Origin of the sequence: Kosakonia sp. MUSA4 (assembly GCF_013085925.1) — a bacterium.
In the GTDB taxonomy this organism is placed as follows: Bacteria; Pseudomonadota; Gammaproteobacteria; order Enterobacterales; family Enterobacteriaceae; genus Kosakonia; species Kosakonia sacchari_B.
Genome location: NZ_CP025697.1, coordinates 20,538 through 33,865, shown reverse-complemented (window position 1 = coordinate 33,865; position 13,328 = coordinate 20,538). Strand labels below are relative to the sequence as shown.

Here is a 13,328-nt window from a genome sequence, read left to right as displayed (position 1 = left end):
TGGGGTACGCTTAAACGCCCGGCTCTTTGTGTAACCGGCGGCAGGCGGTGCCATCTTCACGGAACAGATGGCAGCGCTCCGGCGGCAAGCCGATAGCGAATGTGGCACCCTCTTCTACCAGCACGACGTCAGTCTGGCGGTAGACCAGGTTCTGGCGTATTGCGGGGATCTGGATATGAATTTGTGTTTCGTGACCAAGCTGTTCTACGACCTGCACTTCCCCTTCCAGCGTGACATCGGCGATGTCACTTGGAAGCAGATGCTCCGGGCGAATGCCCAAAGACATATTCGCGCCGACCTGCACATTGGCGCTGTCCACCGGCAGCCAAACCTGCTGGCGGTTAGGCAGCTCAACCTGCACCTGTTCAATGGCGGTGGCCGTCACTTTTACCGGCAGGAAATTCATCTTCGGCGAGCCAATAAAGCCCGCAACAAAGCGGTCAGCCGGGTAGTGATAGAGTTCCAGCGGTTTCCCGACCTGCGCCACGCGACCGGCATCCAGCACCACAATCTTGTCGGCCAGCGTCATCGCTTCGACCTGATCGTGGGTGACGTAAATCATCGTGCGACCAAGGCGTTTATGCAGACGGGAGATCTCAATACGCATCTGCACACGCAGCGCGGCATCAAGGTTGGAAAGGGGTTCATCAAGTAAGAAAACGCTGGGTTCAGCCACCAGCGTACGACCAATCGCCACGCGCTGGCGCTGGCCGCCAGAAAGCGCTTTCGGTTTGCGTTCCAGCAAGTGCGCCAGTTGCAACACCTCCGCCACCTGAGTGACGCGCGATTTAATGATCTCTTTTTTCGCACCCGCTAACTTCAGGCCGAAAGACATGTTTTCCGCTACCGACAGGTGCGGATAAAGCGCGTAGGACTGAAATACCATCCCGACGCCGCGTTCGGCGGGGGGAACGTCATTCATGCGGGTATCGCCGATAAACAACTCCCCGCTGGTAATGGTTTCCAGCCCGGCAATCATGCGCAGCAGCGTCGATTTACCACAGCCTGACGGGCCGACAAACACCACAAATTCACCTTCGTGAATGTCGAGACTGATCTCTTTTGAGACCACTACATCGCCCCAGGCTTTCGTTACGTTACGAAGCTGTACGCTCGCCATGCCCTTCTCCCTTCGTTACAACCTGTCACCAACAGAAACATTCAATGTGGGCTGACTATGGGGCATCGGTACAGCGGGCGAATCCTCCACCCCTGCGGTTTTTTATGGGGGAGGAGACGGGAGGATGAGAAGGGTTGCTCTGCACCCCGCATCGCCAGGTGACAGGCATTTTCGTGATGGAACCTGCAAAAATCGGCTCTTTTTTATGTGCGCTGACACACATAATGAAAATCTATGTAACACAGATCACACAAATCGCCCCAGGGGCGTAGGGATAAGGAGGATGAGAAGTACTTGTCAAAAAAGGAGACTAATCCCGTCAGACCACCTTGAGCGTATCCACGAGCACATCACCAAATAGGACGGGATATATGAAAATCAAAACAGGCGCACGCATCCTCGCATTGTCCGCACTGGCGACGATGATGTTCTCCGCCTCTGCCCTCGCCAAAATCGAAGAAGGTAAGCTGGTTATCTGGATCAATGGCGATAAAGGCTATAACGGCCTTGCCGAAGTGGGTAAGAAATTCGAGAAAGATACCGGCATCAAAGTGACGGTTGAACATCCGGACAAACTGGAAGAGAAATTCCCGCAAGTTGCCGCGACTGGCGATGGCCCGGACATTATCTTCTGGGCGCACGATCGCTTTGGCGGCTACGCGCAATCAGGCCTGCTGGCAGAAGTGACCCCGGACAAAGCCTTCCAGGACAAGCTGTTCCCCTTCACCTGGGACGCGGTGCGCTACAACGGCAAACTAATCGCTTACCCGATTGCTGTCGAATCACTGTCGCTGATTTATAACAAGGACCTCGTACCGAACCCGCCGAAAACCTGGGAAGAGATCCCGGCGCTGGATAAACAGCTGAAAGCGAAAGGTAAGAGCGCGCTGATGTTTAACCTGCAAGAACCGTACTTCACCTGGCCGCTGATTGCTGCCGATGGTGGTTACGCGTTCAAGTATGAAAACGGCAAATACGATGTGAAAGATGTCGGCGTTGACAATGCAGGCGCGAAAGCGGGCCTCGGCTTCCTCGTCAAGCTGATTAAAGATAAACACATGAATGCCGACACGGATTACTCCATCGCTGAAGCGGCGTTCAACAAAGGCGAAACCGCGCTGACCATCAACGGTCCGTGGGCATGGGCCAACATTGATAAGAGCAAGATCAATTACGGCGTCGCACCGCTGCCAACCTTCCACGGTAAGCCATCCAAACCGTTCGTTGGCGTGTTGAGCGCAGGCATTAACGCCGCCAGCCCGAACAAAGAACTGGCGAAAGAGTTCCTGGAAAACTACCTGCTGACCGATGCCGGCCTGGCGGATGTTAACAAGGACAAACCGCTGGGTGCCGTAGCGCTGAAATCGTACCAGGAAGAGTTAGCGAAAGATCCGCGCATTGCTGCCACCATGGCTAACGCAAAAACCGGCGAAATCATGCCGAACATCCCGCAGATGGCCGCCTTCTGGTATGCCACCCGCACCGCCGTTATCAATGCCGTGAGCGATCGTCAGACTGTAGATGCTGCACTGAAAGACGCGCAGGGCCGTATTACCAAGTAAAAATGTGAATGCCTTATCCCCGGAAAGGGATAAGGCAACCTGGACAGTTGTATACACGGCATGATTCGCGCGGCATCGCGGCGGCAAGGTTGTGTATCCCCAGCGCTTACAAAAGTAAGTGACTGGGGTGCGCAACCGTAGCCAACAAAGAGGCAGCGTGAACAGTGCCGCGTAGAGAGGAAATCCCCATGGATGTTGTAAAGAAGCGCCATTGGTGGCAAAGCCCACAGCTTGCCTGGACCGTCATTACCCTGATCGGGCTGCTGGTGGCATACCTTGTCGTTATGATGTATGCCCAGGGGGAATACCTTTTCGCCATTACCACGCTCGTGCTCAGTTCGGCGGGCCTTTATATTTTCGCCAACCGTAAAACCTACGCCTGGCGCTATGTCTATCCGGGCATGGCCGGGATGGGGCTGTTTGTCCTGTTCCCGCTGATTTGTACGATCGCCATCGCCTTTACCAACTACAGCAGTACCAACCAGTTAACGCAGGAACGCGCGCAGCAGGTGCTGCTCGATCGCTCCTTCCAGGCGGGAAAAGCCTACAACTTTGGTCTTTATCCGGAAGGGGATGAATGGCGGCTGGCGCTTACCGATGGCGACAGCGGCAAAAATTATCTCTCCGACGCCTTTAAACCTGGCGGTGAACAGCAACTGGCCCTGAAAGAGGTGCCAGCGCTGCCAGCCGGTGAACGGGCTAATTTGCGTGTCATTACGCAAAATCGTCAGGCACTGAATCAGCTTACCGCCATCCTGCCGGATGAGAGCAAAGTGATCATGAGCTCGCTGCGCCAGTTCTCCGGCACGCGCCCGCTCTACCAGCTCGCGCAGGACGGTACGCTGACCAACAACCAGAGCGGCGCCAAATACCGGCCAAATAACCATATCGGTTTCTACCAGGCGATTAATGCTGACGGTAGCTGGGGCAGCGAAAAACTCAGCCCTGGTTATACGGTGACCATCGGCTGGGATAACTTCACCCGCGTCTTTACCGATGAAGGTATCCAGAAACCGTTTATCGAGATCTTTATCTGGACGGTGATCTTCTCCATTCTCACGGTGGTGCTGACCGTCGCCGTCGGCATGGTGCTGGCCTGCGTTGTGCAGTGGGAGTCGCTGAAAGGCAAAGCGATTTACCGCGTGCTGCTGATTCTGCCTTACGCGGTGCCCTCGTTTATCTCGATCCTGATCTTTAAAGGGCTGTTTAACCAGAGCTTCGGTGAGATCAACATGATGCTGAGCGCGCTGTTCGGCATTAAACCGGCCTGGTTCAGCGATCCAACCACCGCCCGCGCGATGATCGTGATCGTTAACACCTGGCTTGGTTACCCCTACATGATGATCCTTTGCATGGGCCTGCTGAAAGCGATCCCGGACGATCTGTATGAAGCCTCGGCAATGGATGGCGCCGGGCCGTTGCAGAACTTTTTCCGCATCACTTTCCCGCTGCTGATCAAGCCGCTGACGCCGCTGATGATCGCCAGCTTTGCCTTTAACTTTAACAACTTCGTGCTGATCCAGTTGTTGACCAACGGCGGGCCGGACCGCATCGGCACTACCACTCCGGCGGGTTATACCGACCTGTTGGTGAGCTACACCTACCGTATCGCCTTTGAAGGCGGCGGCGGTCAGGACTTTGGGCTTGCAGCCGCTATCGCCACGCTGATTTTCCTGCTGGTAGGCGCGCTGGCTATCGTCAACCTGAAAGCCACGCGCATGAAATTCGATTAAGGAGGACGATATTATGGCTATGGTGCAGGCAAAATCGCAGAAGCTACGGCTGTTTATCACCCATGCGTTACTGCTGGTGTTTATTGCCGCCATCATGTTCCCGCTGCTGATGGTGGTCGCCATTTCACTGCGTGAAGGTAACTTCGCTACCGGCAGTCTGATCCCGGATAACATCTCCTGGGAGCACTGGCGGCTGGCGCTGGGCTTTAGCGTTGAACACGCCGACGGGCGCGTCACGCCGCCGCCGTTCCCGGTGCTGCTGTGGCTGTGGAACTCGGTGAAAATCGCCGCCATTACTGCCGTGGGCATTGTCGCGCTCTCCACCACCTGCGCATACGCGTTCGCCCGTATGCGTTTTCCCGGCAAAGCGACGCTGCTGAAAGGGATGCTGATTTTCCAGATGTTCCCGGCGGTGTTGTCGCTGGTGGCGCTGTATGCGTTGTTTGATCGTCTGGGACAGTACGTGCCGTTTATCGGCCTGAATACGCACGGTGGGGTGATCTTTGCTTATCTTGGCGGGATTGCGCTGCATGTGTGGACGATCAAGGGCTATTTCGAAACCATCGACAGTTCGCTGGAAGAAGCCGCTGCGCTGGATGGTGCCACGCCGTGGCAGGCGTTTCGCCTGGTACTGCTGCCGCTGTCGGTGCCGATCCTGGCGGTGGTGTTTATTCTGTCGTTTATCGCGGCCATCACCGAAGTTCCGGTGGCCTCGCTGCTGCTGCGCGATGTTAACAGCTACACGCTGGCGGTCGGCATGCAGCAATACCTCAACCCGCAAAACTATCTGTGGGGCGATTTTGCCGCTGCGGCGGTGCTCTCCGCCATTCCGATTACGCTGGTGTTCTTGCTGGCGCAGCGCTGGCTGGTAAACGGCCTGACCGCAGGCGGAGTAAAAGGTTAGATTTCATCGTTGTTTTCGCGCCCTAAGTATTTCGGGTTAGAGCAAGGCGGCGACTGCACGAATCCCCAGGAGCTTATTGAAGTAAGTGACTGGGGTGAGTAAAGGAAGCCAGCACAGCGATCACCCGAAAGATGACGGTCGTTGCCACTGCACCCTCAACTTAACTTGTGAAGTCGTTGGCGGCCCAAAAGGCCGCCTTTTTTTATTCACGCTTCAGCCGTTGGGAATTACATAACCACAGGGTGATCACCAGCAGCAGGATCGCCGCAGAGTAGATCAGCACATCCATTGGCGACTGATGATCGACGATGATCAACCGCACGATCGCGGTGATGCCGATATAGATAAAGTAGCGCAGCGGGAAATGAAAACCGGACTGAAAGTACTTCACAATCAGTGCGATAAATTCAAAGTAAAGGAAGTAGACCACCAGCCCTTCCACCAGCTCATACTTGCTGGTCTGCACCGGCGAAAACAGCACATCCGCCAGATGCAGCGTCTCTTTGCCAAGAAAAACAATCAGGATCAGCCCCAGGCTCAGCAGACCCAGGTTCAGCACAGTCTGCAAAATAGTAGAAACAAACTCAGCGCGTGGACGAGTTAGCGACGTCATAACAGCACCTCATTTTCTGTGGGGAATCTCCTGTATAACGTAAAAATGTGATCTGGATCTACATTATTTACTTATCTTTTGTGACAGCGCGTGGTGACATGTCTGGCTAGCCGTTTTCATGCAAGAGGAAAAAAAGAGCATGCTTACAATGCGTAAAGCATCCGTGGACGATGCGGCGTTAATCAGTGAAATGGGGTTTGCCAGCTACATGCACCACTTTGCTCATCTGTGGCGCGAGCAGAGCGAATTACAGGATTTCCTCCGGCAAGAGTATGCCGTGCCGGTGCTGCAACAGAGCTTACAGGATGAAAAAAGTTGCTGGTTCATCGCCAGCGATCCCTCGCCGGTTGGCTTTGCCAAAGTCTCCTGGCATCGCGCAGTCGATGAGCATGGCCCAGTGGGAACGCTGCTGCATAAGCTCTATTTTCTGCCGGGTAAAACCGGCCGCGGCTACGGCGAAACGCTGCTGACGGAGATCGCGCGTGTAGCAAAAAGCCGTGGCGAAACCGCGCTCTGGTTGGAGGTACTCGATGCGAACCCCAACGCCCAGCGCTTTTATCTCCGCCAGGGATTCACGCACCTGAAAGAGACCCTGTTTAGTACCCCTTCTCAGCAAAGTACGCTGCATATTCTTTGTAAACCGCTCTAAAGGAGTCGTGCGCCAGTCCGCCATCCGCAACGTGACCTGCGGCGAGAATGTGCTGACGAAATCGTTGCACGAGAAAGGGGTTTATGCGGGAAATCCGGCGCGGTTGCTGCGGCGGCTGTGAGAAACCCCCTCTCAGGTGGAGAGGGGGCGAAGGATTACTGGAAGTTGATCGTCTTATCGTTGGTCATATCATAAAGCTCAAACTTACGGCCCAGTTTCTGGCCGCCATCACGCGTCAACGGCGTCCAGCCAACGGCTGCGCGGCTGCGGGTCGGGCCGGTCGTGAACAGATCCAACGGTACAGAGACATACACCCCTTTGGTGAATTCCCCTTCCCCGTACTGCGCCGCCGAAACGTTGGTCTTGGTGGCATACGCGCCAATGACAACGCCGCTATCAAAGTGTTTCGAGACATCCAGCGTGACGCCTTTATCCCCTGCCAGATACTGCCCGGCGCTCGCTTTAATCAGCACATCGTCGGCGAACCACGGCGTCCAGTAGGCGGTGAAGTGGCCGGTTTTCACGCTGTAATCGGTGAACTTCATCATGTCCTGCGGGCTGCGCCAGTCGCGCTGTTTCACGTAGTTGCCATCGATACCGAACGCCCAGTGGCTATCGACCGGACGCCACAGCACTTCAGCCCCCGCGCCGCCAAACATGGTTTCAAGATAACCGGCATACACTTGACCATAGAAATTATTCCCCAGGTAGTGCATGTAGTTCGCTTGCATGTTGTTGACGTAATAGTCATTTTGCACATATTCACGCACGCGGGTACGCACGCGCGGCAATGACGAATCGCTGGAGGTATAGCTGAATTTATCGTAGTTGTTAGCCACGTTGGCGAACAGGCTGCCGGTGGTCAGTAAATGATCGGTCCACCACCAGTCGGCGGTTGCCATCACGCCAACCTGGTACATGTAGAAGCTTTCCGGGCCGCCGAACGACTGGTTCAACACCGGATCAATATGGAAATCGAACGACGATTTATCGATATACCAGCCCTGCTCTGTGCTATCCGGCACAATCGGCGTGACCCGTTTCTGCACCAGCTCTGTATCCTGCCCCAGCGGTTCTCCTTCCAGATGGCGCTTCAGACTGGCGACATCCGTTTCGGTGGTGACGATCGGCATATTAAGGCTATTTTCCGTCACGCGAATGGTGCGAATGCCATCCGGCAAGTCATTCATGATGATACGGTTTGCCCGCTCAATCCCTTCCTGGGTGTTACGGTATTTCACCTGCTGACCGGTCACGTAGAGCGTATCGCCTTTCACCTGGATCTGCGGGTCGGCGAAACCGGCGTTATATTTCAACAGGGTAAGCTGGTTAGCCACCACCGCATGTTGCAGGATCGCGTCCTGCGGCTGCGGTTGATACTTCGGCCGCGGCGCATCGCTGTAAGCGGGACGTAAATCGTTGAAATTATTACGCAGGGTAAAACCAAACATCCAGGTGTTGCCGCGCTCATAGCTCAGGTTGATGTCGGCCCAGTCGGTAATGCGATAAATCGCGCCAACGTTCACTTTGCTGCGCTGCGGCAGTTTCCCGGCATAATCCTGCTGATAGTTGTTGCCTTCATACTCGAGTTTTAAACGCAACGGGTTCCAGGGAGTCTGATATTCAACCCCACCAAAGAGAGCCGTCGGGCCGCGGAACATCTGGCTGGTATCGGTGGAGCCAGCCTGTTTATAGCTGGTGTCGCGCGTACAGTATTTCTCGTCATAAGAGCAGAGCGGGTTTTTGATATTACCGCTGGTGCCGAGATAGCCCCAGCCAATACCGAGGGAGAAATCGAACGGTCCCCAGGCTTTGCTGGCGACCAGGTATTCGCCGTCAAACAGCCCTGTCCCGCCGATATCCCGCGCGCCGAGGGAGACTTGCGGTAGCCAGTAACCTTCCTGCCACAGGCGCAGTTTCACATCGAAGGCTTTATCTTTGTAGGTCTGATTGCCGGAGAAGGCTTCCACCGAGCTATATTTGCGTGTGCGAACGTCGGTATAACGTAGCGTCGTTTCCAGCCACGGGAAAAGCTGTATCGAGCCAGAATAGAAACGGTACTGATTGTTATCGCGGTAGTTAAAACTCAGTTCGCCTTCGCGCGACATGCGTGCGGTCGGTGTTTGCAGCAATCCCACGCCGCCAAAGTCCGACTGGGATGGTCCCACCGGTTCAGGATAAGATTCTGCGTGACAGGCTGCGCTAATTCCCAGCGCCAACAGGCTTATTACAAACGATTTTTTCATTATTATTCCGGTATCCGATGCGTCAGGGACTGAAGGATGTCGGCATTCAGTTCGTCATATTCGTTGCTCCACAACCCCGGTGCGAAGCCAACGAAAATCACGCTGCCGGGCATCGGCTCTACGTGGCGGCGGTTCCAGTAAGCAACCGGCACTTTTTGTGTCTGGCCGGTGGGATAAATCACCCACGCATAGCTGCGTTCCGCGCCGCTGAGCAGGCTCATATCATCCAGATAACTCACCACATCCCTGCCAGGTGTAAACGGTTTTTTCCCTGGGCTACTAATCAGCCCCACCACGGTAATCGTGGTCGGTTGCGGCCCCACCCACAGCGAGTATTCGCCCTCCAGTGGGCGGTTCGCCAGCCGGTGCGTACGAACGTAATCCGGGTCGAGATTGACTATCTGCCTGCCGGTCACTTTCACCGCCTGTAACTGCTGGCGTAGTGAATTGATGGCGGCGGCGGTGTTACCGCTTTCGTCAGCAGCAAGCGTGCTCAGGCGCGTTAACAACACCTGATGCCGGGCCTGCTCCGCCTGCGTGGCGCGACGTTCACTGACTACCGCACCGGGCCACCAGCTCTCTGCCAGCCGGGGTTGTGCGACCAGATCGCTCAAATGCGCAGCGTTGGATAACGTTTTCGGTTTGCCTTCGCCAGCGATGTAGACATTCACCGTCCCGGTGGCCAGCGCGAGCGGAGAAGCGAGGCTGGCTAATAACAGAAGAAAAATGCGCATCGTCATTGTTTAGCCGCCTTAATCAGTGTGGTCTTCACCGGGAACCAGTCTGCGCCCAGATACTGCTCCGACTGCCTGATTACCCCGGCGTCATCCACCCAGAAGCGGTTGCGCCAGCTCTTCTCGTCTGTGGTGACATCCTCGTCGAGAATACGCACCGCGGTGACATCATTCGCCAACTTGATGGTGTCGGTGCCGTTCCAGTGGAAGACGGAGCGCGCGGTGGCATAGCGCACCTGTTTGTGCTCCGTCCAGCCCATGGTGCGCGTCCAGCTTGCACCATCAATAATTTGATTCGGTTTTGCCAGCGGATCGGACGCCAGGTTATTCACTTCAATCAGGTTATCGCCGCCGAGTTGTGTTTTTACGATGCGGTAATGCTGCGTCACGATGGTCGCCTGATCCTGCGTTACCCATTTCTGCTGACCGTTTTCGTCGAAAGCGAGCACCACAAACAGTTGCGGGCCGTTGTTAAGCTGCATGTACTGGCTGGCATAGGGCATGTTGAGGATGTCTTCATCTGTCAGTTGCACGCCTGGCACGCCAAAAACGCTCTCCCACAGTGAATTTCCCAGGCCTTTGATTTGGCCAGAACATGCCTGAAGCAGCAGGCAAATTAAAAGAATACCAGGTCGCTTCACGACTCTTCTCCGAGAGGGGCGGAAATAACCACACCGAAGTGTGGTTATAGTTAATGTACTCGTGATTACTGAGTACTTGTGGTCGTGGTGGTCGTGGTTCCCGTATTGGAGCCATCACCGCCACCGGTTGCCGCCAGCGCGACACCCACCGCAGACCCTACGGTGCTGACGCTCGTCGCAGCAGAGCTACCTGCCGAGACAGAGGTCGCTGCCGACCCTGCCGCTTCACCGATTTGCACCGGTGCAGCAAAAGCAGAAGTCGCCGCAAGCGCGGATATGGCAAAAATGCCATAAAGGACTTTTTTCATATCAATTTCCCTTCATTGAATGAATGGAGATTTACCTGAAAAAACTCAGGCGATATCGAGTATACACAACTAAAGCAGATGAATTACGCAACGGGAAATAGCAGGGAATCTTTTAGGAGAATTGGCAAATAAGGTACATCTGAGAAAGTAATTACATAAAAATGTGATGTAATTCAAACAATTAAATAATTGCGAAAGGTTGATACAATAAGGCTAGTCCTAAAATGTATAGCAATGTCTGGAAGTAATGACAGCTTTTTCAGATAAACCTGATCCCCGATATCTGCCGCAGAGAATCATCACCTCTCCATAATTTAGCAAAGGGAAAATATCAATATCAGAATCGCTTATATATATTGTGGAAACCCGGAACCAATATATATGCACAGGGGATTAATATATTCGGCAGGCAAAAAAAAGCGCCGCCGAAGCGACGCTTTATCGGTGGTTCGATTAGCCGCGCCAGGATTTGTAGCGGTTAATCAGACCGTTGGTTGAACTGTCATGGCTGGAGATGGCTTTATCATCGCCCAGCTCAGGCAGAATGCGGTTCGCCAGCTGTTTACCCAACTCCACGCCCCACTGGTCGAAGGTGAAGATATTGAGGATAGCGCCCTGAGTGAAGATCTTGTGCTCGTAGAGCGCGATCAGTGCACCGAGGCTAAACGGCGTGATTTCACGCAGCAGGATGGAGTTGGTCGGACGGTTGCCTTCAAACACTTTGAACGGCACAACGTGTTCCAGCGTGGCCGGATCTTTACCCTGGTCACGGTATTCCTGCTCAACCACTTCACGGGATTTACCAAACGCCAGCGCTTCGGTCTGGGCGAAGAAGTTAGACAGCAGCTTCTGGTGGTGATCGGAAAGCGCGTTGTGGGTGATGGCCGGCGCGATGAAATCACACGGCACCATTTTGGTTCCCTGGTGAATCAGCTGATAGAACGCGTGCTGACCGTTAGTCCCCGGTTCACCCCAGATAATCGGGCCGGTCTGGTAATCCACGGCGTTGCCGTTACGGTCAACGTATTTACCGTTAGATTCCATGTTGCCCTGCTGGAAGTAGGCGGCAAAGCGGTGCATATACTGGTCATACGGCAGGATAGCTTCGGTTTCAGCACCGAAGAAGTTGTTGTACCAGATGCCGATCAGCGCCAGCAGCACCGGCAGGTTTTTCGACGGCTCCGTAGTGGAGAAGTGTTTGTCCATCGCGTGAGCGCCGGAGAGCAGCTCAACAAAGTTGTCGAAGCCCACGGAGAGGATGATCGACAGACCGATGGCAGACCACAGTGAGTAGCGGCCGCCCACCCAATCCCAGAATTCAAACATGTTCGCGGTGTCGATACCAAACTCACCAACCGCTTTGCCGTTGGTGGAGAGTGCGGCGAAGTGTTTCGCAACGTGTTTTTCGTCACCGGCGGTTTTCAGGAACCAGTCGCGCGCGCTGTGGGCGTTGGTCATGGTTTCCTGGGTGGTGAAGGTTTTAGAGGCCACGAGGAACAGCGTGGTTTCCGGGTTCACTTTTTTCAGCACTTCGGCGATATGTGTACCATCGACGTTAGAGACGAAATGCATGTTCAGGTGATTTTTGTAAGGGCGCAGCGCTTCGGTGACCATAAACGGACCGAGATCGGAGCCACCAATACCGATGTTCACCACGTCAGTGATCGGTTTGCCGGTATAGCCTTTCCATGCGCCTGAAATGATCGCTTCAGAGAAGGTTTTCATCTTCTCCAGCACAGCGTTCACTTCCGGCATCACATCTTTGCCATCAACCAGAATCGGGGTATTGCTACGGTTACGCAGCGCAACGTGCAGGACGGCGCGATCTTCGGTGCGGTTAATCTTCTCGCCGGAGAACATGGATTTAATAGCCGCTGCCAGATCGGTCTCTTTGGCGAGCGCCAGCAGCTTGTCCAGAGTCTCTTGCGTGATGCGGTTTTTGGAGAAATCCACCAGCATCAGATCATCGAAGGTTGCGGAAAACTTACTAAAACGGCCGCCGTCTTTCGCGAACAGATCCGCGATAGTGACGTCCTTCATGTCAGCGTAGTGTTTTTGTAATGCCTGCCAGGCAGAGGTCTGCGTTGGGTTGATGTTTTTCATAGCAATACTCTTCTGATTTGAGAATTGTGACTGCGGTCGATTGTAGCGCCTGCCGGGGAAAATTGTGATGGTTTTTGTGCCCGCCCCTCTGTTCTGCGGCTCAAGCACGGCGAAAATGGTCGATTACCCGCATAACATAAGTCATTTTACTGATGGCGAAAGCCGCATGAAAAATCCGCATAATCCCGGCGTTGACAGTGCCCCCGCTAACACTTTATTTATAATCACACTTCTTGCGCACGGGCGCAGAAGAAGATTGCTGGATGGCGCTGCGTTTATCCGGCCTACAGAGTAGGTAGGCCCGACATGCATACCGCCACCAGCCAGCTTTAAGTTACCCGAGCCAACGCCGCTTTCGCGTGAGAGACAACGGTAATGTATTACCAACGCATTTCGTGTTGTGGCCAGGCGGCAACTGAGCGCATCCCCGGGAGCTTACATCGGTAAGTGACCGGGGTAAGTGAAGGCAGCCAACACCGCCACGGCGCGAAAGGCGAAGGTAATAGCCAGAAGAGGCGCGTTGCCCAGGTACACGGTGTTCGAAGTGCCAGACTAAAGAAAACACCTGAGGGGGAGCAACGCCGAGATAACAAAGCGCCTGGCAGCGTTCGTTATCGGCTACAGAGGCTGAATCCTCTGGGTTGTCACCAGAAACGTTCGCAGTCGGGCGTTTCGCAAGGTGGAGCGCTTCTGGGGAAAACGTAGTTGTTTTGCT

General features: G+C 54.6%; 11 protein-coding genes, 1 pseudogene and 1 riboswitch. Of the genes and pseudogenes, 5 read left to right on the top strand and 7 right to left on the bottom strand.

The features are described from left to right. Positions 1-10: 10 nt before the first annotated feature. Positions 11-1,120 (bottom strand): maltose/maltodextrin ABC transporter ATP-binding protein MalK, encoded by a 1,110-nt coding sequence (gene malK, locus C0557_RS00145; RefSeq protein ID WP_208657086.1) that lies wholly within the window; start codon positions 1,118-1,120, stop codon positions 11-13. Between the two features lie 371 nt (positions 1,121-1,491). Between malK and malE the strand changes: the two genes are divergently transcribed. The 3 genes from malE to malG all read left to right on the top strand — a co-directional run bounded on the left by malE (position 1,492) and on the right by malG (position 5,319). Further along, positions 1,492-2,682 (top strand): maltose/maltodextrin ABC transporter substrate-binding protein MalE, encoded by a 1,191-nt coding sequence (malE, locus tag C0557_RS00140; RefSeq protein WP_007372416.1) that lies wholly within the window; start codon positions 1,492-1,494, stop codon positions 2,680-2,682. A gap of 188 nt (positions 2,683-2,870) precedes the next feature. Then, on the top strand, positions 2,871-4,415 hold the full coding sequence (gene malF, locus C0557_RS00135) for a maltose ABC transporter permease MalF (RefSeq protein ID WP_074779850.1): 1,545 nt from the start codon (positions 2,871-2,873) through the stop codon (positions 4,413-4,415). A gap of 13 nt (positions 4,416-4,428) precedes the next feature. Then, positions 4,429-5,319 carry a maltose ABC transporter permease MalG gene (gene malG / locus C0557_RS00130; RefSeq protein WP_007372414.1) on the top strand — a complete coding sequence of 297 codons (891 nt, stop codon included), beginning with the start codon at positions 4,429-4,431 and terminating at the stop codon, positions 5,317-5,319. Positions 5,320-5,521: 202 nt separating this feature from the next. Here the strand turns inward: malG and psiE are convergent, their stop codons facing one another. Then, positions 5,522-5,932 (bottom strand): phosphate-starvation-inducible protein PsiE, encoded by a 411-nt coding sequence (gene psiE, locus C0557_RS00125; protein WP_007372412.1) that lies wholly within the window; start codon positions 5,930-5,932, stop codon positions 5,522-5,524. A 139-nt stretch (positions 5,933-6,071) separates the two neighbouring features. Here psiE and C0557_RS00120 point away from each other — a divergent pair, with 139 nt between their 5' ends. Further along, on the top strand, positions 6,072-6,581 hold the full coding sequence (locus C0557_RS00120; RefSeq protein WP_208657085.1) for a GNAT family N-acetyltransferase: 510 nt from the start codon (positions 6,072-6,074) through the stop codon (positions 6,579-6,581). Between the two features lie 46 nt (positions 6,582-6,627). After that, positions 6,628-6,702: pseudogene (locus C0557_RS00115) on the top strand (N-acetyltransferase); the annotation flags it as partial. Positions 6,703-6,736: 34 nt separating this feature from the next. On the opposite strand, the gene C0557_RS00110 reads toward C0557_RS00115, so the two are convergent. The 5 genes from C0557_RS00110 to pgi all read right to left on the bottom strand — a co-directional run bounded on the left by C0557_RS00110 (position 6,737) and on the right by pgi (position 12,613). Beyond that, the gene (locus C0557_RS00110; protein ID WP_074779856.1) at positions 6,737-8,827 is read right to left on the bottom strand and encodes a YjbH domain-containing protein; all 2,091 of its coding nucleotides are present in this window, start codon (positions 8,825-8,827) and stop codon (positions 6,737-6,739) included. A 2-nt stretch (positions 8,828-8,829) separates the two neighbouring features. Beyond that, a complete protein-coding gene (locus C0557_RS00105; RefSeq protein WP_208657084.1) occupies positions 8,830-9,567 on the bottom strand; it encodes a capsule biosynthesis GfcC D2 domain-containing protein in 738 nt (245 codons plus the stop codon). Then, a complete protein-coding gene (locus C0557_RS00100) occupies positions 9,564-10,202 on the bottom strand; it encodes a YjbF family lipoprotein (RefSeq protein ID WP_217273276.1) in 639 nt (212 codons plus the stop codon). The genes C0557_RS00105 and C0557_RS00100 overlap by 4 nt, the downstream gene beginning before the upstream one ends. A 65-nt stretch (positions 10,203-10,267) precedes the next feature. After that, a complete protein-coding gene (gene yjbE / locus C0557_RS00095; RefSeq protein WP_007372406.1) occupies positions 10,268-10,510 on the bottom strand; it encodes an exopolysaccharide production protein YjbE in 243 nt (80 codons plus the stop codon). A 453-nt stretch (positions 10,511-10,963) separates the two neighbouring features. Further along, positions 10,964-12,613 (bottom strand): glucose-6-phosphate isomerase, encoded by a 1,650-nt coding sequence (gene pgi / locus C0557_RS00090; protein WP_208657083.1) that lies wholly within the window; start codon positions 12,611-12,613, stop codon positions 10,964-10,966. Between the two features lie 502 nt (positions 12,614-13,115). Continuing rightward, a riboswitch (Lysine riboswitch) is annotated at positions 13,116-13,311 on the top strand. The last annotated feature ends 17 nt before the right edge of the window (positions 13,312-13,328 follow it).

Excerpts from the sequence above, each read along its gene's own strand:
- malK (WP_208657086.1), bottom strand. The coding sequence starts at position 1,120 with ATGGCGAGCGTACAGCTTCGTAACGTAACGAAAGCCTGGGGCGATGTA.
- malE (WP_007372416.1), top strand. The coding sequence starts at position 1,492 with ATGAAAATCAAAACAGGCGCACGCATCCTCGCATTGTCCGCACTGGCG.
- malF (WP_074779850.1), top strand. The coding sequence starts at position 2,871 with ATGGATGTTGTAAAGAAGCGCCATTGGTGGCAAAGCCCACAGCTTGCC.
- malG (WP_007372414.1), top strand. The coding sequence starts at position 4,429 with ATGGCTATGGTGCAGGCAAAATCGCAGAAGCTACGGCTGTTTATCACC.
- psiE (WP_007372412.1), bottom strand. The coding sequence starts at position 5,932 with ATGACGTCGCTAACTCGTCCACGCGCTGAGTTTGTTTCTACTATTTTG.
- C0557_RS00120 (WP_208657085.1), top strand. The coding sequence starts at position 6,072 with ATGCTTACAATGCGTAAAGCATCCGTGGACGATGCGGCGTTAATCAGT.
- C0557_RS00110 (WP_074779856.1), bottom strand. The coding sequence starts at position 8,827 with ATGAAAAAATCGTTTGTAATAAGCCTGTTGGCGCTGGGAATTAGCGCA.
- C0557_RS00105 (WP_208657084.1), bottom strand. The coding sequence starts at position 9,567 with ATGACGATGCGCATTTTTCTTCTGTTATTAGCCAGCCTCGCTTCTCCG.
- yjbE (WP_007372406.1), bottom strand. The coding sequence starts at position 10,510 with ATGAAAAAAGTCCTTTATGGCATTTTTGCCATATCCGCGCTTGCGGCG.
- pgi (WP_208657083.1), bottom strand. The coding sequence starts at position 12,613 with ATGAAAAACATCAACCCAACGCAGACCTCTGCCTGGCAGGCATTACAA.